Genomic DNA, 25,111 nt, shown 5'->3' with positions numbered 1-25,111 from the left:
CCCGGTCAGTGGTCGGGGGCGTCGACCACCGGGGTGCCGTGGGTGTGGAAGGTCTCGATCGTCTTCATGCCCCAGGCCTGGCCCTTGCGGCGCTCGGCCTCGGACCACTCCACGACGGGCTGATCGGGGTCGAGCAGCAGGCGGGCGCCGGCGTTGGCGAACTCGATGCGGTTGCCGCCCGGCTCCCAGACGTAGAGGAAGAACGTCTGGTTGATGGCGTGCTTGTGGGGGCCGGACTCGATGTGGATGCCGTTCTCGAGGAAGATGTCGGCGGCCTTCAGGATGTCTTCGCGCGTGTCGGGCGCGAACGCGATGTGGTGCAGGCGGTTGCCGTGCTTGGTCCAGTCGTCGGAGTAGACGACGTCGTAGGACTTCAGCGAGAAGTGGAACCACCAGGCCGCGAACTTTCCGCTGTCGAGACGGATGCGCTCCGACTCGCGCATGCCGAGCGCGTCGCGCAGGAACGCGCCGTTGGCCTCGACATCCTTCGCGAGGTAGTTGATGTGGTCGAGGCGGCGGGCGTTGACGCCCCGCCCCGGGAAGCGCGAGGCCTGGTTCTTGAGCGCCGGGCGGTCCTCGTCGCCCGCGACGTAGCGCTCGGCCTCATAGAAGATCGCCATCGAGTGCCCGTCGGGGTCGGTGAACCCGTACGTCGGTCCGCAGCCCACGTCGCCGTCGGTCCATCCGGTGCCGCGTTCGGCCGCCTCGACGGCGGCGACCCGGCGCTCGAGCGCCTGGGGCGACGACGCCCGGAACGACGTGCGGCCCACGCCCGCGGCATCCGATGCGGTGAGCTTGATCGTGTAGAGCTGGTACTCGTCCCACGTGCGCAGGTAGATCGAGTCGCCGTCCTCGGCGACGACGCGCATGGCGAGCAGCTCCTCGAAGAACCAGCGGCTCTCCGCCGGCTTCGGGGTCAGCAGTTCGACGTGGGCGAGGTGGGCGACGTCGAACGACGTGTCGGCGGTCATGGGGCGTCCTCTCTGACGGGTTCAGCGGTGCGGTCGGGCGCTTCGACAGGCTCAGCGACCGGGTTGGGGTCACCGGCGCGGTCTCGGGAAGACCGTGCCGTCGAAGAGCTTGCGGGCGGTGCGCAGCGAGAACGAGGTCGCGCGCCACGTGCCGTCGGCGTCGCGAGTCACCCGCACGCGCGACGGGAAGGTGCCGCTGGGGTGCTCGACCGCGGTCTCCTCGCCGGCGAGCGGGCCGGCGATGTCGTGCCCGACCGCGCCGGGAATGCGCAGCGCCGCGGCGACGGATGCCGCCATCAGCACGCCGATCGCCGTGTGCACGCGCGCCGGGATGAAGGCGCGGGTCGAGATCGCACCGCCGTCGCGCGGTGGCGAGAGCAGGATCAGCTTGGGCACCGTCTGCTCTGCGACGTCTCCGAGGCCCATCCGCGGACCCGCCTCGAGCCGGATGCGCTCCAGGCGCTCGGCCAGCACGGCATCGTCCTCGAGCGCGCTGGGCGACTCGGTGCCGGCCACGCCGAAATCCTCGGCGCGCAGGAGCACCACCGGCATCCCGTTGTCGATGAGCGTGACCGTGTTCCCGTCGACGTCGTCGGTCGGGCTGCCGGTGGGCAGGAGCGGCTTGTCGGGGCCGCCGCCGACCTCCAGCTCGATCGAGGATGCCGTGCCCGGGACGCCGTCGATGACCGCGTCGCCGTCGTACTCGGGGCGTCCGTCGACGGTCGGGAACTGGGCGGTCGCGATGTCGCCGGTGTTCAGCAGCCGGATCCGCACCGTCGTGCGCTCGCCGGTCGCGGGCACGAGTCCTCGCTCGACGGCGAACGGCCCGATGCCGGCGAGCAGGTTGCCGCAGGTCTGCGCGTCGCCGACGGTGGCGGTGTCGACGCCGACCTGCAGGAACAGGTAGTCGACGTCGATCCCTTCGGCCGTCGAGGGCGACACGATCGCGACCTTGCTGGTGAGCGGGTGGGCACCGCCGATGCCGTCGATCTGGCGCGGGTCGGGCGATCCCATGATCCGCAGCAGCAGGTCGTCGCGCGTTGCGGGGTCGCTCGGCAGGTCCGTCGCGACGAAGTACGCGCCCTTGGACGTGCCGCCGCGCATGAGCATGCAGCGGATGCCGTCACGCACTGCCGATGCCGCGTCAGGCGCGCCCATCGCCCCGGGCCTCGTAGTCGGCCTGCGTCACATACTCGATGCCGAGCTCGGACAGGAGGGGCCGCAGCCCCTTGCGATCGAGGCTGAGTTCGCCCCCGCGGTAGGCGGCACGGTCGGCCTCCTCCTTGGCGAGGCGCGCATCGGCCGCGGCGAGCGCCCGATCCGCCTGGAGTCGGGGCACGCGCAGCACCCCGTCGTCGTCGGCGACGACGACGTCGCCGGGTGCGACGGTGACGGCCCCGACGGTGATCGGCACGTTGACCGAGCCGGGCGTCGCCTTGACCGTGCCCTGCGCGAAGACCGCGGACGACCACACCGCGAAGCCCAGGGCGCGGAGCTCGGCGACATCCCGCACGCCGGTCGTCGTGACGAGCCCGCGCACGCCGCGCGCGTGCAGCGCCGTCGCGAACAGTTCGCCGAACGCCCCGTCGACCGAGGGCGACGTCGTCGTCACGACGAGCACATCGCCCGCGCGGCACTGCTCGATCGCCGCGTGGATCATGAGGTTGTCGCCCGGGTGGCTCAGCACGGTGACGGCGGTGCCGGCGAGGCGCACGCCATCCTGGATGGGACGGATGCCGGGACCCACGAGTCCCGTCCGGCCCATCGCCTCGTGCACCGTCGCGACACCGTGCACGCCCAGCGCGTCGACGGTCGCCGCGTCCGCGCGGGCGATGTCGGTGACGATGACGGCGGTCACGGCATCCGTCCGTTCTCGACCGCCCCCATGCCCGCCGTCCCGCTCATGACAGCGCCTGGGCGACCTGCGGGAAGTGCCGCATGTACGCCTCGCCCATCGTCTCGTGGGGGAGTCCGAGGTTGGGGCCGGCGTTGCGCTTCAGCTGCACGCCGCGGCGGACGGCGAGGTCGGTGTAGTACGACCACATGTGCTTCTGCGCGGGCAGGCACTCCATCGCCGCGCGCTTGCGCGGGAACGCCTCGGTGATGTCGAGCAGCACGTTCGGCGTGAAGTCGCACTGCTCGGGCTGATGCGGCTCGAAGAAGAAGACGGGCGGGGCGCCGATGATGTCGTCCTTGCCCGGATACGAGCCGTCGGAGTTCGCGACGCCGATCGCCTGCGCGAGCACGCGGGCCTCGAGCGCCATGCGCGCCGCGGCGGGATGGTCGCCGTTGTACGGGTCGCGGAGCGTATGCGTGAGCACCACCGTAGGCTGCACCCGCCGGTACAGATCGACCAGGCGTGAGACGGCCTCGCGCGACTCGACGAGCGGGTAGTCGCCGAGGTCGAGGAACTCGATCTCGGCTCCGAGAGCGGATGCCGCGGCCTCGGCCTCGTCGCGGCGGATGCGCTTGATCTCATCCAGCGACTTGCCATCGAGCCACTGGCTGGCCGACTCGCCGCGCTCGCCGTACGACAGGCACGCGACCACCGCGCGCTCGCCGCGGAGGGCTGCGGCGGCGATCGCGCCGCCCGCCCGCCAGACGAAGTCGCCGGCGTGGGCGCTGACGACGAGGAGCGTGTCGGCAGTGTCTGTCATGGGGCCAGCGAATCACACCCGTGGCGAAATGGTCAACATATTGTCTACAATCATGGCGACCAAATACCTCTGGACGTAGGTATAGCGGACACGTAGCATCGCGCTCAGGTCACCCCGGAAACACTGGACGAGGAAGTCGAGGAACTCATGGCGAGCAACCTGCAGGAGCTCATGGATCAACGGGGGAGCGTCGTCGAGATGCTGCGGAACTCGCAGCTCGGCACCTACATCTACCCCGTCGTGCCCGCGGAGTTCACGAACTGGCGGCGCGAGCAGAAGGCCTGGCGCGAGACCGCGGTGCTCTACGACCAGACGCACCACATGGTGAACTTCTTCATGACCGGCCCCGACGCGCTGAAGCTGCTGTCGGACACCGGTATCAACTCGTTCGCGAAGTTCCCGGTGAACACGGCCAAGCAGTTCGTGCCGACCTCATCGACCGGCGGGGTGATCGGCGACGGCATCCTCTTCCACCTGGCCGAGGACGAGTACGTCTACGTGGGCCGCGCGCCCGGCGCCAACTGGCTGCAGTTCCACGCCGAGACCGGCGGTTACGACGTCGAGACCCGCTACGACGACCGCTCGCCGTCGCGGCCGTACGGCGAGGCGGTGACGCGGGAGTTCTACCGCTTCCAGATCCAGGGTCCGAACGCCTGGCAGATCATCGAGAAGCTCGCGGGCCGCGAGGTGGAGCAGGTGCGCTTCTTCCACATGGGCGAGCTCGAGATCGCCGGCGAGCACGTGCGCACGCTCCGGCACGGCATGGCCGGTGCGCCCGGCCTCGAGATCTGGGGGTCGTACGCGCAGCACGGCAGGATCCGGGATGCCGTGCTCGAGGCGGGACGCGAGTTCGGCATCGAGCCGTGCGGTTCGCGCGCGTACTCGTCGAACACCCTCGAGTCGGGGTGGATCCCGTCGCCGCTCCCCGCGATCTACACGGGCGGAGAGATCGAGCGGCGCTACCGGGAGTGGCTGCCCGCGAGCAGCTACGAGGCGATCAACGCCCTCGCCGGGTCGTTCGTGTCCGACGACATCGAGGACTACTACCTCAACCCGTGGGACCTCGGCTACGGCTCGTTCGTGAAGTTCGACCACGACTTCATCGGCCGCGAGGCCCTCGAGCAGGTCGACCCCGAGGCGCAGCGCAAGAAGGTCACGCTCGCCTGGAACGACGAAGACCTCGGCCGCATCCTCACCAGCGTGCTTGACCGCGAAGGCCCCGGGTACCAGTTCTTCGACCTGCCGAACGCGAACTACGGCTCGTCGAACTACGACGCGGTGCTCGACGCCGACGGCAGCACGGTCGGACTGTCGCTCTTCACCGGCGTCACCGCCAACGAGAAGCGCGGTCTGTCGCTCGCGACCGTCGACCGCGACGTGCCGATCGGCGCGGAGGTGCGCGTGGTGTGGGGCGAGCCCGACGGCGGTTCGCAGAAGACCACGGTCGAACCGCACGAGCAGATCGCGGTGCGCGCCGTCGTCAGCCCCGTGCCGTACGCCGAGACCGTGCGGCAGGAGTATCACGGCGGCTGGCGCACCGCGGGAGCGGCGTAGCTCGAGGGAGGTTCGACGTGGCACGGGGCTCGGACGGCGAGTCCGTCCTGCACAAGCACCTGCGGGTGCTGCAGGCGTTCGATGTGCTGCGCCCGTTCCTCACGCTGACCGAGATCGTCGAGACGACCGGCCTCGCTGTATCGACCACCCATCGCCTCGTCGCCGAGCTCGAGCGGGAGGGCCTGCTCGAACGGATGCCGGACCGCTCGTACCGGCTCGGCATCCGGCTGTGGGAGTTCGCGTCGCGGACCCCCGGGGCGCTGGGCCTGCGCGAACTGGCGCGGCCGTGGCTCGAGGCGGTGCATTCGCGCGTGCGTCAGCACACGCAGCTCGGGGTGCGGAGCGGGCGGGACGTGCTCTTCATCGAGCGTCTCTCGACCCGGGAGGCCGTGGTCAACGCCACCGTGATCGGCGGCCGCGTGCCGCTGCCGGTCAGTTCGAGCGGCCTGGTGCTGCTCGCGCACTCCGAGCCGGGCATCGTGGCGGACGTGATCGCGGCCGGCTGGCCGGTCTACACGTCGGCGACCATCCGCACCGGGGACGAGCTGCGCGCGCGACTGCGGCGGGTGCGGGCGGACGGTTTCGCCGTCACCGACGGGCACATCCACGGCGAATCGCGGGGCATCGCGGTGCCGGTCCTCGATGCGCACGGTCTGGTGCACGCGTCGCTGGGCGTCGTCGTCCCCAACGATCGCACCTCGCCGCAGGCGGCGGTCGAGCTCCTCACCGTGGCCGCGGCCGGCATCTCCCGCGCACTCGAGGCGGCGGGCGGTGCGGGTGGGCACGGCATGCGCACGCTCGCCAGCACCTCGCGGAGGTCGCTGGACTACTTCGCGTCGCGCGACGCGCACACCCTGCCCGCGGCATCCGCCGGCTGATCGGCGCGAGGGCCACGGACGGAAGGCCCCGGGGCGAAACCCGGGGCCTTCGTGCGTCACGCGACGGGGCGTGCGGTCATCCCGTCACACAGGCGTACGATCTCGCGTCGTCGATCGATCCGGGGCCCGAGTACTGCGGCCACGCCGGGTACTCGCACATCGGGCGCGTGCGATCGGCGCCCGCGTTGCCGTCGCTCGCGACGAGGCCGGACGGGGCGACGCCCTGCTCGACCCAGTCGACGATGGCGTCGAGACCGTCGTACTGCGCCACGAATCGACCCTGGCCATGACCCCAGCCGGGCACCATGTAGAACTTCGCGAACCTGTCGAGGCGCTTGCCGAACTCGTCCTGGAGCGCCTCCCAGTACTGCACGGTGTTGTGCGGCGTGATGAAGTCGTCGATGGTGCCGTGGGTCAGGATGATCTTGCCCCCGTGTGCGCGGAACTGGTTGAGCGAGACATCCGTCACGTCCATGATCTCGCCCACCTCCTGCACCCGGTCGGCGTAGTCCAGCGGATCGACCGTGTACGGGTCGAAGCCGGGAGGATTCCCCGCCACCCCATACCGCATCGTCGCCTCGAACACGGCGAACTGCAGCCCCTGCGCCTGTGCGCTCGAGCCGAAGCCCGCGAAGCCCTGGTAGAGCGCGCCCTCGAGGAGTGCGCTCTTCGCGAAGATCGAGTTGCCCTCGATGTCGATTCCCAGGTCGTAGTCGGTGCTGATCTTCACCGCGGCGGCGATCTCGACCGCCGAGAGGCACGTGTCGACGGTGGCGGCATCCACTCCCGCCGGGCACGCGAGCGACTGGATGTCGAACGCCGCGTCGCAGCCGGCGACATCGCTGATGATCCCGTCGACCGCCCCGTCGAGCCCGTCGCAGGTGGCGTAGACCGCGTTCGTGATCGTCGCCGTCTCGGCGGAGTTGAGGTGCCCGGCCCCGCCCTCGAGCTGCAGCGCATCGCGGAAGTTGACCGCTCCCACGTGCATCATCGTGACGTTGTAGGCCGGGTAGTTCGCGATGACGCCGTCGTAGTCCTTCGGGTACCGCGCCGCCGCGTCGAGGGCCTCGTGCCCGCCTTGGGAGCCGCCGATGAAGTACGACCACTCGGCCTCCATGCCGTAGGCCGCCTCGATCACGACCGCGGCCGCGTCGTGCGCCTTCTTCACCGACCACTGCCCGTAGTTGAGGAACAGCTCCTCGTCGAGCTGGAAGGTGCCGTCGAACCCGGGTGCTCCCTGGTGCCCGCCGTCGGAGCCGAGGGTGACCCAGCCCTGCGACAGTGCGGTCGGGGTGCCCGCGGGCTGCGCGGTGTAGGCCCCGGTCGCAGTGACCAGCGACCCGTCGAACCCTCCGCCGCCGAACTGCAGGGTGCGCTCGTTCCAGAGGGCGGGGAGGTTGACCCGGAACTGCATGTCCTGCGGGGCCGTGACCGCGCGGATCCAGCCGGTGACCGCGCAGTAGCTGCCGGCGGCATCCCACACCGCCGTCTCGACGTCGGCGCCGCTCGTCGGCAGTCCGATGTCCTTCGCGGGGATGGTGAGGCCCGCGAGCGACGTGCACTCCGATGCCGTGAGGGTCGGCGACCCGGCGTGGGGACCACCCGGTGCTGCCGTGGCCGACGAGACGCCGGCCGTGAGGACGAGAGCTGCGGCGATGCCCAGCGACACCGCTGTCAGCCGCCTGAACGTGGATTTCATCGACGCTCCTTCGCGTTGTGAATTGCAGCCGCCGTGGGGCCGGCGCCGTGCGTGTGCGGCGAGGATGTCATCCGCTCGAGCCCGCGGCAACGGCACTTCCGTCCAATGCGTCTCGCCGTTGTGCCGGGCGGAGGATGCGGGTATGTTGCCGGGGCTTCAGTCCTGATCGCGCTCTGCGACGAGCCGCTCGAACCATGCGAGCGTCGCGCGCGTCATGTCGGCGGGCTGTCCCGACGACTCGAGTGCCGCCAGTGCGGCGCGCACCTCGTGCTCGCGGCGCACGGCGTGCAGGGTCGAGCCGTCGACGAGCCGGTCCACCAGTGCGGCGCCGTCGGGACCCAGCTCGTCCGCCATCTGTGCGCGCAGCCACTCCTCGGCGCCGGCGGCGCGCGCGGCGCCGAGCCCCTCGAGCACGAGCGCCGCGAGTCCCTTCATGAACACGCTCCGCAGCAGCCGCAGGCGCGCGGCCTCGCCCGCGCCGCCGTCGATGACCTCGACGGGCACCTCGAACGGCCGCACGCGTTCGGCGAACTCGCGCGCCCCGGGCCCGCTCGCGAGGAGCGGCGTCCGGTGACCGGCGCGCACCACGGGCGCGAGCACCGCGACGTCGGCCATCGCGAGTCCGCGGTCGGCGGCGAGGCGGGCGATGCGCTGCTTGAGGTCGGGCGCAGCGGTGTTGAGGTCGGCGTAGACGGCACCCGCGGCGATGTGCGGCAGCGCCTCGCGGGCGACGGATGCCGCGGCATGCCCGGTGACGAGGCTCAGCGCCACGTCGGCCCCGGCGAGAGCGTCGGCCAGCGTCGAGAACTGCGGCACGTCGGGGTCGCCCAGATCGTGGGCGGGGTCGAAGGCGCGGACGTCGGCTCCGGCATGCGCGAGGCCGCGGGCGTAACGACGCCCCGCTTCGCCGAGCCCGAGGACCGCGATCGTCGTCATGGCCGACACCCTAGAGCACCCGTGCGGGGCCGCGGCCGGCCTCGGTGGCGGGCTCGACGGCGCCCGCGGCGACCTGCGCGCCGGCCGCGGTGGCGGGCTCGACGGCGCCCGCGGCGACCTGCACACCGGCGTCGTGCGGGTCGGTGTCGAGGCTCTCGAGGTACTCGAGCGAGCGGCGCGACCCGCTGACGAGCGAGCGGATGCCGTGCGTGCGCTCGTCGACGTCGGGCCGGTAGGCGGCGGCGAGCTCGCGCGCGATGCCGGTGGCGGCGCGGCGCAGCAGCTCGGCGTAGCCGTGGGTCGAGGCGCCGTCGTTGGGCACCACCACGCCGATCGCGGCGTAGACGCTGCCGCCCGGCCCCATCACCGGCACCGCGATGCCGCGCGACTCGGGGTGGATCGCCCCCTCCGTCACGGCGTACCCGTCCTCGCGCACGCGTCGCAGCTGCGCGCGCAGCTCTGCGCCCGTGCGGATGGTGCGCGGCGTGTACGGACGCAGCCCGCGCGCGATCACGTCGTTCACGAGGGCGCTGTCGGCGTAGGCCAGCAGCGCGAGACCGCTCGACGACGCGTGCAGCGGGATGCGGCCGCCGATGAGCGTCGCGTTCACGACGGCCTCGCGGGTCGACATCCGGTCGATGAACAGCACGTCGCGCCCGCTCAGCACCCCCAGTTGCGCGTGCTGTCGCACCCGTTCGTGCACGGCGCCCAGCCAGGGCCGGGCGATCTCGCGGAGACCGACGGCACCCGGCGTGCGGCTGGCGAACTCCCACAGCCGCACGCCGAGGCGGTACGTGCGGTCGGGCAGCCGCTCGAGCAGCCCCTCGCGCTCGAGCTCGGCGATCAGGCGGTGCGCGCTCGAGCGGGGCACGCCCGCGGCGTCCGCGATCTCACTGAGCGTGAGGAACGGATGCCACGCGTCGAAGCTCTCGAGCACGCGCAGGTGGCGGTGCAGGACCGACTCGCCCGCAGATCCTCGTGCCACGGCATCCTCCTCGATGACGCCGCCATCGTAACCCCGCCAGCGCCGGGGGTTCCGTTGAGCGGAAGCCAGGGGCGTTCCGACTCGCTCGTTCCTCGCTCGCTCAACGACCGGGGGTGGGGCGTTTCGTCTCGCTCGTTCCTCGCTCGCTCAACGACCCGGGGGTGGGGCGTTTCGTCTCGCTCGTTCCTCGCTCGCTCAACGACCGGGGGTGGGGCGTTTCGTCTCGCTCGTTCCTCGCTCGCTCAACGACTGGATCACGCCGCCCAACGACCGGGACCCGGTCGTTGAGCGAGCGAAGCGAGACGAAACGCCCCGGACGCGGCTCAGGCGTTCGCGCGATAGACCGTGCGTGCGTAGTCGTGGTACGGGGCGGGGGCGACGGTCGCGCGGATCCGCACCTGGCGGTGGTCGGCGTCGACCGAGTCCTTGCGCGAGATGGGGTCCTCGCCCCACACCACCTCGACCTCGTCGCCGTCGCGGAGGCCCACGTCCAGGGTGGCCAGCGACATGTAGAGCTGGTCGTACGCCACGTAACCGGCATCCGTCGAGATCCCCACGCGCTCGCCGTCCTTCAGGATCTCGTCCATCTGGTAGAGCCCGTAGCGGGCCTTCGGGAAGTCGAGGTACTTGGCCGGCGTGCCGGGCTCGACCTGCGAGCGCACGACCGCCGCGACGTCGTCGGCGTTCCAGATCAGCGTGACCTTGCGGCGGCGCTGGTTCTCGGCGTGCTTCTCGAGCGCCTCGCGTCCGTGGAAGTCGTGGTCGAAGCGCACGGAGCGCCCGAGCCCGATGTCGAACGGCGTCAGGTAGAAGTCGTGGACGTCGGTCGAGTACAGCGAGCCGGCGACCGACCCGATGCGCGCAGCGGGGAGCCACGCGCGGTACTCGGCGAAGTCCTCGTCGAAGACGGCGGGGAAGGGCGTCGGCACCCAGCCGGATTCCAGCGGCGACGACGAGTACGCCTTGGCTCCGACGCGGCGGATGTCGTGCTCGGCGCCCGCCTCCATGAGGGCGTTCAGGACGATCTCGTTGTCCTCCCACGGTCCGTAGAACTCGAACCCGGGCTGCCCGGCCATGCCGTGGCGGAGCGCCTTGACCGGCCGCCCCGCGATGGTGACGTCGCCGATGTGGAAGAACTTGATCTCGGGCGCCGGCCCGCCGAACACCTTCTCCATGACGAGGTCGGCGTGGGGGCCCTGCAGCTCGTAGCGGTAGAACGTCGGCGGCCCTTGGCGCATGTGCGAGTTGGCCTCGAGGCGGTACCGCACGTCCTTGCCGGCATCCTTCGCCTTCTCGACGTTGAAGCGCACCCAGTCGATGAGGATGTGGTGCCCGATGAGCACCAGACCCTCGGGGCCTTCGGCGTTGTAGAACAGGATGCCGTCGCCGATCAGGTAGCCGTCCTTGTTGACCGAGATGAGCTGCTTGGCGACGCCCGGCCGGAACGTCGCGAAGGTGTTCGGCGAGATCGAGCTCAGGAGCGGGATGAGGTCGGCGCCGTCGAGGAACAGCTGCGTCATGTGGTGCGACTGGTCCATCAGCGCCACCGAGGTGTTCCAGGCCCGCTGCTCGTCACGCCAGTTGGTGAACTCTGGCGCCACCGGGAAGGTGAACGCCGGCCAGTTCTGGTTGCGCAGCAGATCCACCGGGCTGCCTGCGCGATCGATCGCCTGGGCGAGTGTCTCTGCTGAGTCGGTCGTGGTCATCGTCGACCCTCCTTCGTTGTTGCGGAAGCTGCGGTCAGCGTAAGAGCTGCTTCTGGTGGCTGGGCGCGGGTGTTCCGTTGAACGGAATCGGATGCCGCATCCCTCGGTCGGGCGGGCCAGCATCGGATCGCAGGGTCACGGTTGCGAAACTTCACACCAAAATCGTTGACAATCTTTCCGGGGATCCGTAGTTTTCCCAGCAGGGGGAGGACTCGAGTCCCCTTGATGACCACACGCGATGACGCGAAAGGTGGGGCCATGGGCGCTCGACTCGCAGTGCGCGACGTCAGCCTTCACTTCGGCGGCGTCAAGGTGCTCGAGGACGTGAGCTTCACCGTGGAGCCGGGCCAGATCTTCGGCCTGGTCGGGCCCAACGGCGCCGGCAAGACGTCGCTCTTCAACTGCGTGAGCGGTCACTACCGGCCGAGCGCCGGCTCCATCACGATCGACGACGTCGAGGTCGTCGGGTCGTCGCCGGCCACGCTCGCGCGGCAGGGGCTCGCACGCACGTTCCAGCATCCCGCGCTCCAGCTGCGCGAGACCGTGCTCGAGAACGTGCTCCTCGGCGCCCATACGCGTCTCCCCGGCGGTCCGGTGGAGTGGTCCCTGCGGCTGCCTCGCACGGTGCGCTCCGAGAAGGCGCTGCGGCAGGAGGCGCTCGACCTCCTCGACCGCAACGGCCTCGGGTGGGCCGCCAAGATGCGGGCCGACGAGCTGTCGCACGGACTGCACAAGGGCATCGAGCTCTGCCGCGCGCTGCTCACCCACCCCGGCCTCCTGCTCCTCGACGAACCGGCCGCAGGGCTCCCGCACTCCGAGGTGGAGCAGCTCATCGAGACGGTGCGGCGGGTGCGCGATGAAGACATCACGGTGGTGATCGTCGAGCACAACATGGGGCTCATCTCGGCGCTCACCGACCGCGTCGTGGTGCTCGATCACGGCCGGAAGCTGATGGAGGGCTCGGCCGCCGAGGCGCAGGCCGACCCCCGCGTCATCGAGGCCTACATCGGGAAGGATGCCGTCGATGACGCTGCTTGAACTGGCCGACGTGCGCGCCTTCTACGGCCGCATCCAGGTGCTCGAGGGCGTCTCGCTGACGGTCCCCGACGGCGGCGCGGTCGGCATCCTCGGTGCGAACGGCGCCGGAAAGACAACCACGCTGCGAGCGATCTCGGGCACCGTGCGCTCGACGGGCACGATCCGCTTCGACGGCAAGGAGCTGCGGGGACTGCGTCCCGACCAGGTCGCCGCACTCGGGATCGCGCACGTGCCGGAGGGACGCGGCACGCTCGGCGATCTGACGGTGCGGGAGAACCTCCGGGTCGGTGCCTACAAGCGCAAGGACCGCAAGGGCATCGCGTCTGACATGGACTACTGCCTCGACCTGTTCCCGCAGCTGCAGGACCGGATCCGCTCCAACGGCTCGGCCCTTTCGGGCGGCGAGCAGCAGATGCTCGCGATCGCCCGCGCCATCATGTCGAAGCCGCGGCTGCTGCTGCTGGACGAGGCGTCCCTCGGTCTCGCTCCCGGCACCGCGAAGAGCGTGTACCAGGCGATCGGCCGGCTGCGCAGCGAATCGGGCATCGCGATGCTCGTGGTCGAGCAGAACGCCAACCTCGCCTTCACCCTCGTCGACAGCGCCACGGTGCTCGAGACCGGGCGGAACGCCCTCACCGGCACCTCGGCGGAGCTGAGGGGCATGGACGAGATCCGCCGCGCATACCTGGGAGGCTGACGTGGGCACGTTCATCCAGCTCGTCATCGACGGCCTCTCCACCGGCTCGATCTACGCCGCTCTCGCGCTCGCGATCGTGCTGGTGAACCAGGCGACCGGGCTCATCAACTTCGCGCAGGGCGGCATGGCGGTGCTGTCCGCCTACGTCGCCTGGGCGCTGAACGGTCTCGGCATCCCGCTCCTGCTCGCGATCCTCGCCGCCGTCGTCATCTCGTTCTTCCTCGGAGCCGTCATCGAGCGGTATCTCATCCGGCGCTTCGAACGCGGCGACCCCGACACCGCCGTCGTCGTGACGATCGGCCTGCTCACCCTGATCACGGGGTTCTGCGCCTGGATCTGGACGTACAACAACCGGCTGTTCCCCTCGCTGTTCCCGCTGGAGACCATCCAGATCGCGGGCGCGGTGATCAGCGTCCGCTCGCTCGGCACCTTCATCGTGATCGTCGCCTGCATGCTGCTGCTGCAGGCGCTGTTCCTGGGCACCAAGCTCGGTCTCGCGCTGCGGGCCGTCGCGATCAATCCCGCGTCCGCCGCATTCTCGGGCGTGAACGTCGGCCGCAACCTCATGATCGGCTGGGGCCTGGCCGCCGTGCTCGGCGCGGTCGCCGGGGTGCTCGTGGCGCCGCAGCTGACCCTGACGCCCGGGATGATGGACTCCGCCCTCGTCTACGCGCTCGCCGCGTGCATCCTCGGCGGTCTGTCGAGCCCGATCGGGGTGGTGGTGGCCGCGTGGCTCATCGGCGTGCTGGAGAACCTCGCCGCCGTCTACGTGCCGTTCATCGGTCACGACCTGAAGATCGCGGTGCCCTTCATCCTCATCTTCGTCGTGCTCTTCCTGCGACCACAGGGCCTGTTCGGGCGGAAAGCGGTGGTGCGCGTCTGATGGCTGCGAACACGGACCTCTCGCACCGGTCGCCCCTGCTCGAGCGCCCCTGGGTGCGCTGGGCCGTCATCGGGCTCGTCATCGTGCTGATGATCGTGCTGCCGCTGATGCTCCCGGAGTTCGCGAACCAGACGATCGCGCGCATCGGCGTCTTCGCCGTCGCCGTCCTGGGCCTCAACGTCGTGATGGGCTACACCGGCCAGGTCTCGCTCGGCCAGATCTTCTTCGTCGGCGTCGGCGCCTACGTCACGGCGTTCGGGGTCAACGCCGACTGGAACATCCTGCTCGTCTTCGTGCTCGCGTGCCTCGTCCCCGCGGTCATCGGCCTGGTCATCGCCCTCGCCGCCGCGCGTCTCGGCGGCCTCGCCATCGCCATGGTCACGATCGCGCTGCCGATCATCGGCGTGCCCCTCGCCAAGCGCCTGTCGGACTTCACGGGCGGCTCGCAGGGCACCTCCGCCCGCTTCTCGGACGCACCGGAGTGGACCGGCCTGTACGACGACCAGTGGCAGCTCTACATCGTCTTCCTCATCGGCGGCATCACCTTCATGCTCACGCGCAACCTCGTGCGGGGCAAGTACGGCAGGGCCTTCGCGATCGTGAAGGGGAACGAGGCGGTCGCCGGGTCGCTGGGGGTGTCGCCGTACCGCTTCAAGGTGCTCGCGTTCACGATCGCATCGCTGATCGGCGGCGTGAGCGGCTTCCTCTACATGGTCGTCATCCAGTACACGTCGCCCGAGACGCTGCACTTCGGCCACTCGATCGAGCTGCTCGCGTCGATGGTGATCGGCGGCGCCGGCAGCATCCTCGGCTCGCTCCTCGGGGGCGTCTGGTACGTGCTGCTGCCGCAGGTCACCAACCTCATCGACCCGAACATCACCGCCATGCTGCAGGGCGCCATCCTCCTGGTGGTGCTGTTCATCCTGCCCGGCGGGCTGGTCTCGCTTCCGAGCCTGTGGCGGCGACGCGGGCGCGACGCCGGCTCCGGTCGCCCGGGTGGACCCGTCGGCGGTGCCATGCAGGCGGATGCCGCGGCATCCGTCGCCGGCGCCTCCACCGTCGGAGACGCACTGGGCGCCCCTTCGACGCAACCACCACCACCTACGACGCAATCACCACCACCATCTACGACGCAGTCGTAACACACAGAGAGGCATGACCCATGAGCACGAATCGCAGAAGGATGCGCGTCGCCTCGGTCGTCGCGGGGATCGGCATCGTTGCCGTCCTCGCTGCCGGCTGCGCACGCGGCGGCGGCTCGCCGAACGACACCGACGACGGCGGCGCCGCCGAGGCGAGCCCCGGTATCACCGACGACTCGATCACCCTCGGCATCACCACGCCGCTGTCGGGTCCGACCGCCGGCCCGGGCACGTGCACGGTCGCCGGAATCACCGCGTACTTCGGCGCCAAGAACGCCGAGGGCGGGGTGGAGTTCGGCGACGGCAACACCCGCACGGTCGAGATCGAGGCGCTGGACGACGAGTACGACCCGCAGAAGGCCAAGGCCAACTACGACCAGCTCAAGAGCAGCGTCTTCGCGATGACCGCCGGCCTCGGCACGCCCACCAACCGGGCGTGGCTCGATGCGGCGATCGCCGACGAGGTGCCGCAGGTGCTGATCATGACGGGCGACCCGATCTTCAGCAACCAGGAGGAGAGCCCGTGGCAGCTCGGCTTCGTGCCGATCTACCAGAACGAGGGCGAGGCGTTCGGCGAGCTGCTCGCCGGATCCGCCGAAGACCACAAGGTCGCGATCCTGTCACAGAACGACGACTACGGCGAGGGCTACGTCGAGGGCTTCAAGACCGCCATCGAGGGCGCCGACAACATCGAGGTCGTCAAGGAGCTCACCTACGAGGCCACCGACACCTCGGTGGACGCGCAGCTGACCGAACTGGCCGGCTCGGGCGCCGACGTGTTCTTCAACGCCATGTCGATCACCCCGCTGGTGATCTCGTCGCTGCAGAAGTCGCAGGAGCTCGGCTGGCTTCCGTCCTGGTTCCTGCCGTCGAACACGTCGAGCCCGACGGCCATCCTCGAGCCCGGTGGCGCGGCGGCCTTCCCCGGCGTGTACACCGTGGCGTTCGCGCAGTCGGCGGCCGCGCCGACGTTCGCCGAGAGCGAGGACGGCGCCGCCTTCCTCGAGGGGCTGAAGGAGTACGCGAACTACCCGGACGTCCCCGCCTTCCCGCACTGCGTCTGGTCGTACCAGATCGGGGCGACGCTCGAGGAGGTGTTCGGCAGCATGACCGAGCCGACGCGCGAGAACTTCATGGAAGCGCTGCGCGACGTCTCGGGCTTCACGGCGCCGCTCATGCTCGAGGGCTCCACCGTCGACACGACCCAGGACGGCCAGCCCGCCGTCTCGACCGTGCAGGTGCAGAAGTACAACGGCAAGGGCTACGCCCCGGCCGAGAGCTGGGACGAGTGATCTAGCTCGCACGGCGTTTGAGTGAGGGGAAGGGGCGGCCGGAGGCATCCGGTCGCCCCTTCCTCATTCGTTCGTCGCATGGTCCGGCGTCGCGCATTGCCCAGAACAGGTGTTCTGGCGGAGAGAGGAAGTTTCGCGGTGGATCGTCCTGTGCTCGCCAGATCACCTGTTTCGGGCGACGGATGCTGCGGCGCGCGGCGCGTGGCTCACTCCAGGCCGTGCAGCACCTCGACGATGCCCGAGAGGTGGGCGCGGGTCGCGGCCTCGGCGGCGTCGGGGTCTTTGGCGAGGATCGCGTCGATGATCGCGATGTGCTCGGGAGCCGACGTCGCTGCGCGGCCGGGGTGGAACGCGAGACGGAACTGGTGGCGCGCCGACTGCGCACGCAGCCGCTCGAGCAGTTGGGTCGCCGTGCCGTGGCGGCTGAGGTCGCGGATGCGGCGGTCGAGTTCCTGGTTGAGCCGCGAGTACGCCATGAGGTCGCCCGAGCCGATCGCCGCCTCGATCTCGGCGCGCAGGGCACGCAGACGTTCGGCGTCGGCGGGGGTGAGGTTCTCGGCGGCCTTGCGCGCGCAGAGCGTCTCGAGGCCGATGCGCACCTCCACGATCTCGATCGCCTCGTCGACGGTGATCGCGCGCACGCGTGCGCCGCGGTTGGGCAGGCGCTCGACGAGTCCCTCGCCGGCGAGGTTGAGGAGCGCGGTGCGCACCGAGGCGCGCGAGGCGCCGTACCGTTCGCTCAGGTCGGCTTCGATGAGGCGCTGGTGCGGGGCGAACTGCGCATCGAGGATCGCCTCGCGGATCACCTGCGTCAGATCGGGGCGATCCATCGCGTCGTCGTCACTGCGCACTGCGGCATCCGTCATCTCGCCCCATCCCCTTCGGCGCCTTCGTCCGTGCACTGACACTATCTCTCGACCAGCGTCCCACCCGGAAGCATTTCATACGAAATTCGCGCGAAAATCGTCAACAATCTTGATTCACCTGGGTGCGAGAGGCACTCTTGATGAGGTGGGCGACGGCGCACACCCGCCGCCGACCCGCTGCCGACCCGACAGCACAGCTCCGGCGAGAACCGGAGCCTGAGAGCACAGCCCCGGGTGAGAGCCGGGATCCCGAAGGCACAGCCCCGGTGAGAGCCGGAGGCGGAGAAGACGAAAGGCAGGCGTCCCATGGGCGAGACGACGATGGGGACAGCGGTTCGGACTGGACTCTACATCGGCGGTGAGGAGCGCTTCACCGAGGACGTGCTGACCATCCCCGACCCCGGTCGGCCCGGGGTGGTCGTCGGCGAGGCGGCTGCGGCATCCGTCTCTGATGTGAAGGATGCGGTCGCCGCGGCGAAGCAGGCCTTCCCGGCGTGGGCGGCGCTCACGCCGCAGGAGCGTGCCGCGAAGATGGCCGAGGCCATCGCGGGTATCGCGGACGACCGCGACGAGGACGCCGCGATCCTGTCGCAGGAGAACGGCAAGGTGCGGATGGAGGCGTGGATCGACGGGCTGGTGTTCGAGATCCGCTGGAACCTCGCCCTCATGCTCGCCGACGAGGTGGATGCCTCCAAGACGCTGCCGCCGGTGCCCGGCGCGATCCCGGTGTCGACCGAGGTGTCGTACCAGCCGCTGGGTGTCGTGACGGTGATCGTGCCGTTCAACTGGCCGATCGCGATCCTGGGTGCCTCGCTGCCGCACGCGCTGCTCGCGGGCAACACCGCGATCGTGAAGCCGCCGCCCTCGGCGCCGCTGGCGACGACGCGTGTCGTGCAGCGGGTGGCCGAGAAGCTGCCGCCGGGCGTGCTGAACGTCGTGACGGGACGCGACCAGGTCATGGCCGACCTCATCCAGAACCCCGACGTCGCCAAGGTCTGCTTCACCGGAAGTGTGAACGGCGGCAAGCGGATCATGGAGATGGCGTCCAAGACGCTCACCCGCGTGACGCTCGAGCTGGGCGGGAACGACGCGGCGGTCTTCCTCGACGACGCGATCCTCGACGACGCGCACCTCGACCGGCTCTACGCCGCGATCTACGACACCACCGGCCAGATCTGCATGAACGCCAAGCGCGTCTACGTGCACCGTTCGCGTCTCGACGAGCTCGTCTCGGGGCTGAGCGAGCGCCTCGAGAAGGCGAAGCTCGGCCACGGACTCGACGAGGGGACCACGATGGGGCCGCTGCACCAGCCGGCGCAGAAGGCGTTCGTCGACGAGATCATCCAGGAGGCGAAGGATGCCGGAGCCGACGTCCGCGAGTTCGGCTCCCTGCCCGAGGGTGACCTCGCCGCCGGCAACTTCGTGCGCCCCGCGATCGTCGTCGACCCGGGGCTCGATCTGCGCGTGGTCACGCAGGAGCAGTTCGGTCCCGTCATCCCGCTGATCCCGTTCGACGACGAGACCGAGGCGGTGCGCCTCGCCAACGACACCTGGGGCGGGCTGTGCGGATCGGTGTGGACCGGGTCGCCGGATGCCGCGCAGCGCGTGGGTTCGCAGCTCGAGTGCGGCTACGTCTGGGTCAACGACCACGGCGCGACGCGCCTCGACCTGCGCGCGCCGTTCGGCGGCATGAAGCAGTCGGGCTTCGGTCGCGAGCAGGGCATCGAGGGCGTGCGTGCCTTCCAGGACACCCGCTCGATTGCGACCATCGACCCGGAGGCGCTGGCGTCGATGGCCCACTGACGCCCTTCGGCATGCTCAGTGCCCGCAGCCTCGGCCAGTGACCGAGCCTGCGGGCACTCTGCTCGGCTTCGGCGCGGATGATGCCGCGCGGGGTCGCAATCTCCCGTTGGAATCCGCGCGGTAGGCCCATCCACGCGGGCGGAGTTCACGCCGGACGAGTCGTGGACGGCGGCGGTGACGGGGCTGTACAGATACGACTGAATGGACCGGATGGAATTCACGAGCAGCCCGAGGATCCACAGCGCGCGCAGGATATCGTCGCTGCGGTCTCCGGACTTCACACCGGCCGCGGCACGCTCGATGACGACGCGGCAAGCTCGGCCTGTTCGCGCCGCCACAGCAACGACGGCGCCGGGTCGAGCGGCACACGGTCCGGTTGGACTGTCAGGGTGACCAGCATGTCGAACGCGGACCCCGCCGGACCGCCGTCGCTGCTGGTGCCCGGTGTGAAGCCGAAGGGGCCTCACGCGTCACGGATGCTGCGGCGCAACGGAAGGGTGTTCGGGTACGTCTCCGCCATGTACTGGGACAGGTGAGTCTTGCCGGTCAGCAGGCCGGTCTGCGTCGGAAGCATCGGGCTCAGTTGTCGACTTTGAAGCCTGCGTCCACGCAGTACTCCATGATCTCGAGGTTGCCCGCCTTGTAGTCGTCGGTGTTGAACGTCAGCGACCCGCCACCGACTTCGACAACCTCCTGCACCTGGTAGATGGGGTCGGTGAACTTCGCCAGCGGCACGTTCGCGTCCGCGGGCGCGACTGACTTCATCTCCTCCGCCCACGCGTAGTAGTCGTCGTGGGTGGCCTGATCGAACTCGCCGTTGGCGATAGCCAGGACGTAATCGGGGTACGCGAAGAGCTTCTGCGACATCAGCTCGCACAGCACGAGCGCGTCAGCCTCCGCGGTCGGCGTGGGCGTGGGCTTCTCTTCTTCGGCGGCCGGCGTCTTCGTCGGCCCTTCGTGCTCGGCGGCGGGCGAGGACGCACACCCGGTGAGGGCCAATGCCAGGGCGAGAACGAGTGCGGCGCGCTTCATGGCCACACTGTATCGACGGTCGACATGTCGGACATCCCGCGGCGGAGGCGCAGTCGATGTCCACGAGCATCGGCATTCCCGCAACTCGCGTCCACTGACATGAAGCATGCCCGGGGAATCCATCTCCTCCGCCCTCGTCGCGTCTATGTCGCCGGAAGTCTCCCGCCGCCGCGAGGTCGATGGCCTGACGCGAATCTGGCTGAAACCTGAGCGAAAGTCGCGGGTCTGATGAGGACCTTCTCATAAGATCTCGCTAGCTCGCCTGTGCCCGGCGAGCACTCGTGTACCGGGGTCACGGCGTCGGACGTGGCCTTTCCGTGGAAGGAACAACTTGACCGATTCGACCCCTACATCCGCACCCGCCGGATGGTTCCCTGCAGGCGTTGAAGGCCAGGAGCGCTACTGGGACGGAACCTCGTGGACCGACCAGGTGCGTCCTGTCGGGGGCATCGCCACCGTGACCGGCGCCGTTCCCGCGCCGCCGACCGCCCCCGCACCCGAGAAGAAGCCTCGCAACATCCTCGGAATCGTCGCCCTCGCAGTAGCCGCCGTCGGATTCATCTTCGCGTGCATTCCCGGCGCTCTGATTGTCGGGTGGATTCTCCTGCCGATCGGCTTCATCCTCGGCATCATCGCCCTGTTCCAAAAGGACAAACCCAAGTGGCAGGGCCTGACCGCAATCATCGTCTCCGTGGTCGGCACGATCGTCGGCGTGATCGTATTCATGGCGCTCGCTGCCGGCGCCGTCAGCGACGCCATCGACGACTCCGTCACCGAGGAGGTCGGCACCTCCGACGTCGCCGACGACGAGACGTCGGCCGACGAGGAGCCGGCGGTCGACGAGGAGCCGGCGGTCGCCGACGCCGAGGATCTGGTGCTGGGGGAAACCGCGTTCGGCGTGGACATGGAGAGCGGCATGGGCTGGTACGCCGTGGAGGTTACCAACCCGAACGTGGACTACATCTTCGCCGGCGCCGGCGTCGACGTGGAGGCCTACGACGCGAACGGCGTGCTGATTGACACCGACAGCACGTACGGCACCATCCTGTCGGGCACCTCGTGGTACGTCGGGGACTTCTTTGACATCGGCTCGGCGCAGATCGACCACATTGAGGTGCGCGGGCCTACCGCGGACGCGGCCACTCACTCGCCTGCCGCCGAGACGGGGTCGTTCACCATGGGGCCGATCACGACTGGCTCCGAGTACGACTACATGACCGTCAACGGCACCGTCACCAGTAACTTCTCCGAGGACCAGGACATGGTTCGCATCGATCTGATCGCCCGCGACGGCGGCGGGAAGATCGTGGGCGTCGACTACACCTTCACCGACCGCGTGCCCTCCGGCGGCACGGCGGCGTGGAACGTCGAGTTCTGGATGGTGCCGCTGGACAGCAAGGTCGAGGCCTACCCTCACCTCTGATCATCTACACCAACTGCGCGACCTAACCAAGGTCGCGACCACAAGGGGGCGCCTCCGGGCGCTCCCTTATCGTTTGCGGCTCTGGTACACAAAACACAGTGAAGCGCGACGGGCGCCCCTCATCGTGCCCGTGCCCGCTGGGGGATCCGCTGCGGGGAATTATGGGCGCTCAGGTGGTGACTTCAATCGGTCAGCATCGTGTTCGCACCGTCTGCGGATCGCGGGGCTGAAACCTTGGAGGCGGAGGATTAGGTAGCTGGTCAGCTGGGATGATGTGCCACCTTTGTCGCGTACGACGTCATCCGGTTGTAGCGAGCGCGACGCGCGAGGTCGAGAATGACGCCCATGACCTGGAACTCATCAAAAGGCGCAGCGCCGCTCGTGCAGGTGTCGCGCATCGCGGCCGCGTTGCCCGCCTTGTCCGCGGATGAGCTGGACGAACTCGCCGACGCGGTGGAGGCGCTGACCGACGCGATCGGCCTGCAGCGCGACTGGCCCGCGAACGACCCATCCGATGTCGAGCGCGCCCAGCACGAGGCATCCGTTCCTGTGCTCTCGGATGTCGACGTGTCGCGCTGGAGCGAGCCAGATGACACCGGCGACGAGCGCGCGGACCTTGTCGCATGGCTCGAGTATCAGCGCCATGAGTTCCTTCGGAAGCTCCGCGACCTGTCCGCGGAGCGGGCCCTGCGATGGTCGGTACCGCCCGTGGAGTTATCGGTTCTGGGTCTCGTTCGCCACATGCGGCAGATGGAGGCGGGATATCTAGCGTGGGGTCTGAGCGGTGAGGGTGCGCGAGACTTCTACGGCGACGACGACTTCACAGGCGGATCGCTGGAGAGCGTCGGCGATGACATCAGCGGGTGGCTGACAGAGGTGAAGCGAGCGGATGCCGCGATCGCGGCCTCGCCGTCGCTCGATGCGCGCGGGCCCGGTCATGGCCGGACGCTGCGATGGTCGCTCATCAAGATGCTGCACGAGTACACCTTGCATGCCGGCGAGGCGCACATGATTCGCTTCGCCGCGCTCGGCGAGATGAGGCGCTGATCCATGCCCGATCCAGCGCCCTCTGACAGCGACTCCGGTTCATCGTGGACCCCCGCGCAGTTGCGCGTGCTCGACGACGCGATCGAGATCGAGGTCTCGGCTTCGCGTCACGAAGGCGGCCTCAGCCGCTGGACCCCGATCTGGGTCGTCGTCGCTGGAACCGATGTCTTCGTCCGCACATGGCACCGGCGCGACACCGGATGGTACGGCGCGGCAGTCAGGTCGGCGGCCTCACGAATCCGTGTCGGCGACGTCTCGATCGACGTGATCGTCACGGCGACCGGTGTGACGGATGCTGCCGCGGTCGACGCCGGTTACCGCAAGAAGTACGGCGATCTCGCAGCCCGCAGCATGGTCACCGCGGAAGCCGCGGCGTCCACCCTCCGCCTTGACCCGTGCTGACTGACCGCGACTACTCGTGTGCCCGTAATGGCTCGGCGACCGCCCCTTACCGGGCGCCCCATGAGGATCCCTGGACGGCTTGAGGCAGGTTGCCCGTCATCGACCGGCGCGTGCGCGTTTGATCGCAGTCCGGCGGGTCAGGCCATCTCACGCGGACGTCTGGACGCCTCGGATGGTGACACACTCAACACCGATTCGTCCATGAGGCTGAGGACCGTTCGACGGTCGGTCTCCGACAGCCCTTTGAAGAGCCGTTTCGCCCAGAACAGTGCTCGGGTCCTACCCCCACGCCAGATCCCCAGGAGGACACCGATCGTGACAGGCAAGGTGTAGACGACGAAGTATTCGATGGGTGGCAGCGACCAATCTCCCACGACCAGGCTCCCGCTCGCGTAGAGCACCGCCTCGTTCACCAGCACGGCGGCAAGTCCCCACGCCCAGGAACGGGAAGGAATGCGGTGCGCGACGTACCTGCCGACCGGCATGGATGCGGCGAGCATGACAATCAACACTAGGCCTGCGGCCGTGCCGGCTCCGGAGCCTCGCTCGACCAGATCGTTGTAGTCGGCTCCTGTCAGGTGGCCCGACGACTCTGCATCCGCCAGCGTCATGTATGCGAGCATGTAGCCAAACACCAGACTGAGCAGAAAGGCGAGGCCCAGCATCCCACTCGCGACGATCAGGACGTAGACCGGAGGTCGCTTGAAGCGCCCCGCGAGCAGCTCACTCGTCCGAGTCTTGTGAGCTCGTCGACGGTCAGAGCGTTTGATCGCCAACGCCGGGACCAATGCTCCGGATGCCGTTGCGATCGAGGCGACTGCCGCGGCCGGAAGCTCCCAGCTGCCCAGGGCAGCCGCCACCGCGGCGACGGCGATTGCTGACAAAAGCGAGACCACAGCGGTGCGCGCCGGTGAGGCGTTGGATTCGGACGTCGCTACTTCAGTGGGTGCTGTACTCATTTCATCTCTCCGGTCTTCCTCCAGCGACGAGACTTCAGTCAGCTAGTGCTCGCCCGTGACTCGTATGCCCGCGAGCGCGGGGAAGGGAGTGCCGACACGCACAGGTATCCGCCCATGAGCGCCAGAGCGATCGCGAACGGTACGACGAAGAGGATCGTCGTGTTCTGCTCGTTCGATGCGAGCGCCCCCGCTGCGCTCACGCCGACAAGGATCGCCATCCACAGGGGCAGCAGTCCGACTGCGGCACTGCACCACGCGACGAGCGCGATCCCCGCCAGCACGGCGATGACTCCCGGCCCGACAAACAGCGGCATCCACGGGAAGTCGCCGAGCGCCGTTTGGATGATGCCCCCCGTCAGCAGCAGTCCGACGCCCATCCCGAGCAGGATGAGTCCCGCCCCCGCCGTAGTCGGCTTGAGACCTGCGCGAATCATCAGGAGCGCGAGCCCCGCGACGCCGAGGACCAGCAGGACGAGGGCCGCGGTGCCCATCACCCCGATCAACGGTGTCATGGTCCGCATCGGGCGACTTGCGCACTCCTCGGGTCCGACACAGCCGATGGCTTGACCGGAGTGGATGATTGCCGTGCACGCGAGCCCGACTCCGCCGAAGAGAGCGCCGGCGCCTGACATCAGACGCAATAGGTGGGTTCCGCGGGCGGACGTTGTGCTGTCCATGTCGTGATCCTTTCTTCGAGTGGATTCAGAGTGCCGGTCACTAAGCGGGAGCCGCGTCGCCCTGGGGGCGTCACTTCGGCGTCGATCCGGGGGTGGACTGCCGCGAGCGGATCCCACATCGGGTGCACCCGTGGGTGTACAGGCGAATGCACACCCCGGGTCGATGTGCGGGGTGCCTCGCCGGAGCAGGCTCAAGTCAGCCATCCGGGAGGACGCCATGCGCACACAGCGATCGCCCCGCATTCGTGAACGACGAGAGTCGAGCCGCCTGCGACGACTCTCGGCTGTCGCGGCGATCACTGTGCTGACGGCCGTCGGCATCGGCGCAGCGCCGGCCCCCTTCTCGACCGCCTCCGCGTCATCGGCGATCGAGGGCGAAGTCGTTGTGCCTGAGAGGGCCGGCGTGATCTGTGGACCGGGGGCGGCGTTCGGAAGCCATTCGCTGCGATGCGTGCGGGGGGTCG

Annotated in this window: 24 protein-coding genes; 12 read left to right on the top strand and 12 right to left on the bottom strand. The window is 69.4% G+C overall.

The window, feature by feature from the left end; translation table 11 throughout:
- Window positions 1-5: 5 nt before the first annotated feature.
- The 4 genes from ABG085_RS18330 to ABG085_RS18315 all read right to left on the bottom strand — a co-directional run bounded on the left by ABG085_RS18330 (window position 6) and on the right by ABG085_RS18315 (window position 3,628).
- Complete coding sequence (locus ABG085_RS18330; RefSeq protein ID WP_347977183.1) at window positions 6-971, bottom strand: VOC family protein; 966 nt, start codon at window positions 969-971, stop codon at window positions 6-8.
- Between the two features lie 69 nt (window positions 972-1,040).
- Window positions 1,041-2,129: a 4-oxalomesaconate tautomerase gene (locus ABG085_RS18325; protein ID WP_347977182.1), complete on the bottom strand. Its 1,089-nt coding sequence runs from the start codon at window positions 2,127-2,129 to the stop codon at window positions 1,041-1,043.
- Window positions 2,116-2,829, bottom strand: coding sequence for a 4-carboxy-4-hydroxy-2-oxoadipate aldolase/oxaloacetate decarboxylase (locus ABG085_RS18320; protein WP_347977181.1), 714 nt, complete (start codon window positions 2,827-2,829; stop codon window positions 2,116-2,118). Before ABG085_RS18320 ends, ABG085_RS18325 begins: the two co-directional genes overlap by 14 nt.
- A gap of 43 nt (window positions 2,830-2,872) precedes the next feature.
- A complete protein-coding gene (locus ABG085_RS18315) occupies window positions 2,873-3,628 on the bottom strand; it encodes a PIG-L deacetylase family protein (protein ID WP_347977180.1) in 756 nt (251 codons plus the stop codon).
- Window positions 3,629-3,775: 147 nt separating this feature from the next.
- Between ABG085_RS18315 and ABG085_RS18310 the strand changes: the two genes are divergently transcribed.
- Window positions 3,776-5,182 carry an aminomethyl transferase family protein gene (locus tag ABG085_RS18310; RefSeq protein ID WP_347977179.1) on the top strand — a complete coding sequence of 469 codons (1,407 nt, stop codon included), beginning with the start codon at window positions 3,776-3,778 and terminating at the stop codon, window positions 5,180-5,182.
- 17 nt (window positions 5,183-5,199) lie between these two features.
- Entirely contained in the window at window positions 5,200-6,060 is an 861-nt protein-coding gene (locus ABG085_RS18305; protein ID WP_347977178.1) for an IclR family transcriptional regulator, read from the top strand.
- A 76-nt stretch (window positions 6,061-6,136) separates the two neighbouring features.
- Here the strand turns inward: ABG085_RS18305 and ABG085_RS18300 are convergent, their stop codons facing one another.
- From ABG085_RS18300 to ABG085_RS18285, 4 genes are all read right to left on the bottom strand, one after another.
- Window positions 6,137-7,759, bottom strand: coding sequence for a tannase/feruloyl esterase family alpha/beta hydrolase (locus ABG085_RS18300; RefSeq protein ID WP_347977177.1), 1,623 nt, complete (start codon window positions 7,757-7,759; stop codon window positions 6,137-6,139).
- A 156-nt stretch (window positions 7,760-7,915) separates the two neighbouring features.
- Entirely contained in the window at window positions 7,916-8,695 is a 780-nt protein-coding gene (locus ABG085_RS18295; RefSeq protein ID WP_347977176.1) for a DUF1932 domain-containing protein, read from the bottom strand.
- A gap of 10 nt (window positions 8,696-8,705) precedes the next feature.
- Entirely contained in the window at window positions 8,706-9,680 is a 975-nt protein-coding gene (locus ABG085_RS18290) for an IclR family transcriptional regulator (RefSeq protein WP_347977175.1), read from the bottom strand.
- Window positions 9,681-10,003: 323 nt separating this feature from the next.
- Window positions 10,004-11,386 (bottom strand): aminomethyl transferase family protein, encoded by a 1,383-nt coding sequence (locus ABG085_RS18285; RefSeq protein WP_347977174.1) that lies wholly within the window; start codon window positions 11,384-11,386, stop codon window positions 10,004-10,006.
- A 258-nt stretch (window positions 11,387-11,644) separates the two neighbouring features.
- Between ABG085_RS18285 and ABG085_RS18280 the strand changes: the two genes are divergently transcribed.
- From ABG085_RS18280 to ABG085_RS18260, 5 genes are read left to right on the top strand one after another with little or no spacing between them, the layout of a single operon-like run.
- Entirely contained in the window at window positions 11,645-12,424 is a 780-nt protein-coding gene (locus ABG085_RS18280) for an ABC transporter ATP-binding protein (protein ID WP_347977173.1), read from the top strand.
- The gene (locus ABG085_RS18275; protein WP_347977172.1) at window positions 12,411-13,121 is read left to right on the top strand and encodes an ABC transporter ATP-binding protein; all 711 of its coding nucleotides are present in this window, start codon (window positions 12,411-12,413) and stop codon (window positions 13,119-13,121) included. Before ABG085_RS18280 ends, ABG085_RS18275 begins: the two co-directional genes overlap by 14 nt.
- A gap of 1 nt (window position 13,122) precedes the next feature.
- Window positions 13,123-14,004, top strand: a complete 882-nt coding sequence (locus ABG085_RS18270) for a branched-chain amino acid ABC transporter permease (protein ID WP_347977171.1) — start codon at window positions 13,123-13,125, stop codon at window positions 14,002-14,004.
- Window positions 14,004-15,146 carry a branched-chain amino acid ABC transporter permease gene (locus ABG085_RS18265; RefSeq protein WP_347977170.1) on the top strand — a complete coding sequence of 381 codons (1,143 nt, stop codon included), beginning with the start codon at window positions 14,004-14,006 and terminating at the stop codon, window positions 15,144-15,146. The genes ABG085_RS18270 and ABG085_RS18265 overlap by 1 nt, the downstream gene beginning before the upstream one ends.
- Window positions 15,147-15,166: 20 nt before the next feature.
- Window positions 15,167-16,438: an ABC transporter substrate-binding protein gene (locus ABG085_RS18260; protein WP_347977169.1), complete on the top strand. Its 1,272-nt coding sequence runs from the start codon at window positions 15,167-15,169 to the stop codon at window positions 16,436-16,438.
- Between the two features lie 206 nt (window positions 16,439-16,644).
- Here ABG085_RS18260 and ABG085_RS18255 read toward each other — a convergent pair whose 3' ends face one another.
- Entirely contained in the window at window positions 16,645-17,304 is a 660-nt protein-coding gene (locus tag ABG085_RS18255) for a GntR family transcriptional regulator (RefSeq protein WP_347977168.1), read from the bottom strand.
- 306 nt (window positions 17,305-17,610) lie between these two features.
- On the opposite strand from ABG085_RS18255, the gene ABG085_RS18250 reads away from it, so the two are divergent.
- Both ABG085_RS18250 and ABG085_RS18245 read left to right on the top strand, forming a co-directional pair.
- On the top strand, window positions 17,611-19,107 hold the full coding sequence (locus tag ABG085_RS18250; protein ID WP_347977167.1) for an aldehyde dehydrogenase family protein: 1,497 nt from the start codon (window positions 17,611-17,613) through the stop codon (window positions 19,105-19,107).
- Between the two features lie 389 nt (window positions 19,108-19,496).
- Complete coding sequence (locus tag ABG085_RS18245; protein ID WP_347977166.1) at window positions 19,497-19,643, top strand: hypothetical protein; 147 nt, start codon at window positions 19,497-19,499, stop codon at window positions 19,641-19,643.
- A gap of 43 nt (window positions 19,644-19,686) precedes the next feature.
- On the opposite strand, the gene ABG085_RS18240 is transcribed toward ABG085_RS18245, so the two are convergent.
- On the bottom strand, window positions 19,687-20,139 hold the full coding sequence (locus ABG085_RS18240; protein ID WP_347977165.1) for a hypothetical protein: 453 nt from the start codon (window positions 20,137-20,139) through the stop codon (window positions 19,687-19,689).
- 331 nt (window positions 20,140-20,470) lie between these two features.
- On the opposite strand from ABG085_RS18240, the gene ABG085_RS18235 reads away from it, so the two are divergent.
- From ABG085_RS18235 to ABG085_RS18225, 3 genes are all read left to right on the top strand, one after another.
- Window positions 20,471-21,562 carry a DUF2510 domain-containing protein gene (locus ABG085_RS18235; protein ID WP_347977164.1) on the top strand — a complete coding sequence of 364 codons (1,092 nt, stop codon included), beginning with the start codon at window positions 20,471-20,473 and terminating at the stop codon, window positions 21,560-21,562.
- A gap of 345 nt (window positions 21,563-21,907) precedes the next feature.
- Complete coding sequence (locus tag ABG085_RS18230; RefSeq protein WP_347977163.1) at window positions 21,908-22,609, top strand: DUF664 domain-containing protein; 702 nt, start codon at window positions 21,908-21,910, stop codon at window positions 22,607-22,609.
- Window positions 22,610-22,612: 3 nt separating this feature from the next.
- Window positions 22,613-23,011: a DUF2255 family protein gene (locus ABG085_RS18225; RefSeq protein ID WP_347977162.1), complete on the top strand. Its 399-nt coding sequence runs from the start codon at window positions 22,613-22,615 to the stop codon at window positions 23,009-23,011.
- A gap of 137 nt (window positions 23,012-23,148) precedes the next feature.
- On the opposite strand, the gene ABG085_RS18220 is transcribed toward ABG085_RS18225, so the two are convergent.
- Entirely contained in the window at window positions 23,149-23,970 is an 822-nt protein-coding gene (locus tag ABG085_RS18220) for a hypothetical protein (protein WP_347977161.1), read from the bottom strand.
- A 38-nt stretch (window positions 23,971-24,008) separates the two neighbouring features.
- A complete protein-coding gene (locus ABG085_RS18215) occupies window positions 24,009-24,647 on the bottom strand; it encodes a hypothetical protein (protein ID WP_347977160.1) in 639 nt (212 codons plus the stop codon).
- Window positions 24,648-25,111: the final 464 nt, after the last annotated feature.

This window comes from Microbacterium sp. ProA8, assembly GCF_039905635.1.
GTDB classification, from domain to species: Bacteria; Actinomycetota; Actinomycetes; order Actinomycetales; family Microbacteriaceae; genus Microbacterium; species Microbacterium chionoecetis.
Note: the sequence above shows the minus strand (reverse complement) of the source record. Positions and strands in the feature narration are given on the sequence as shown.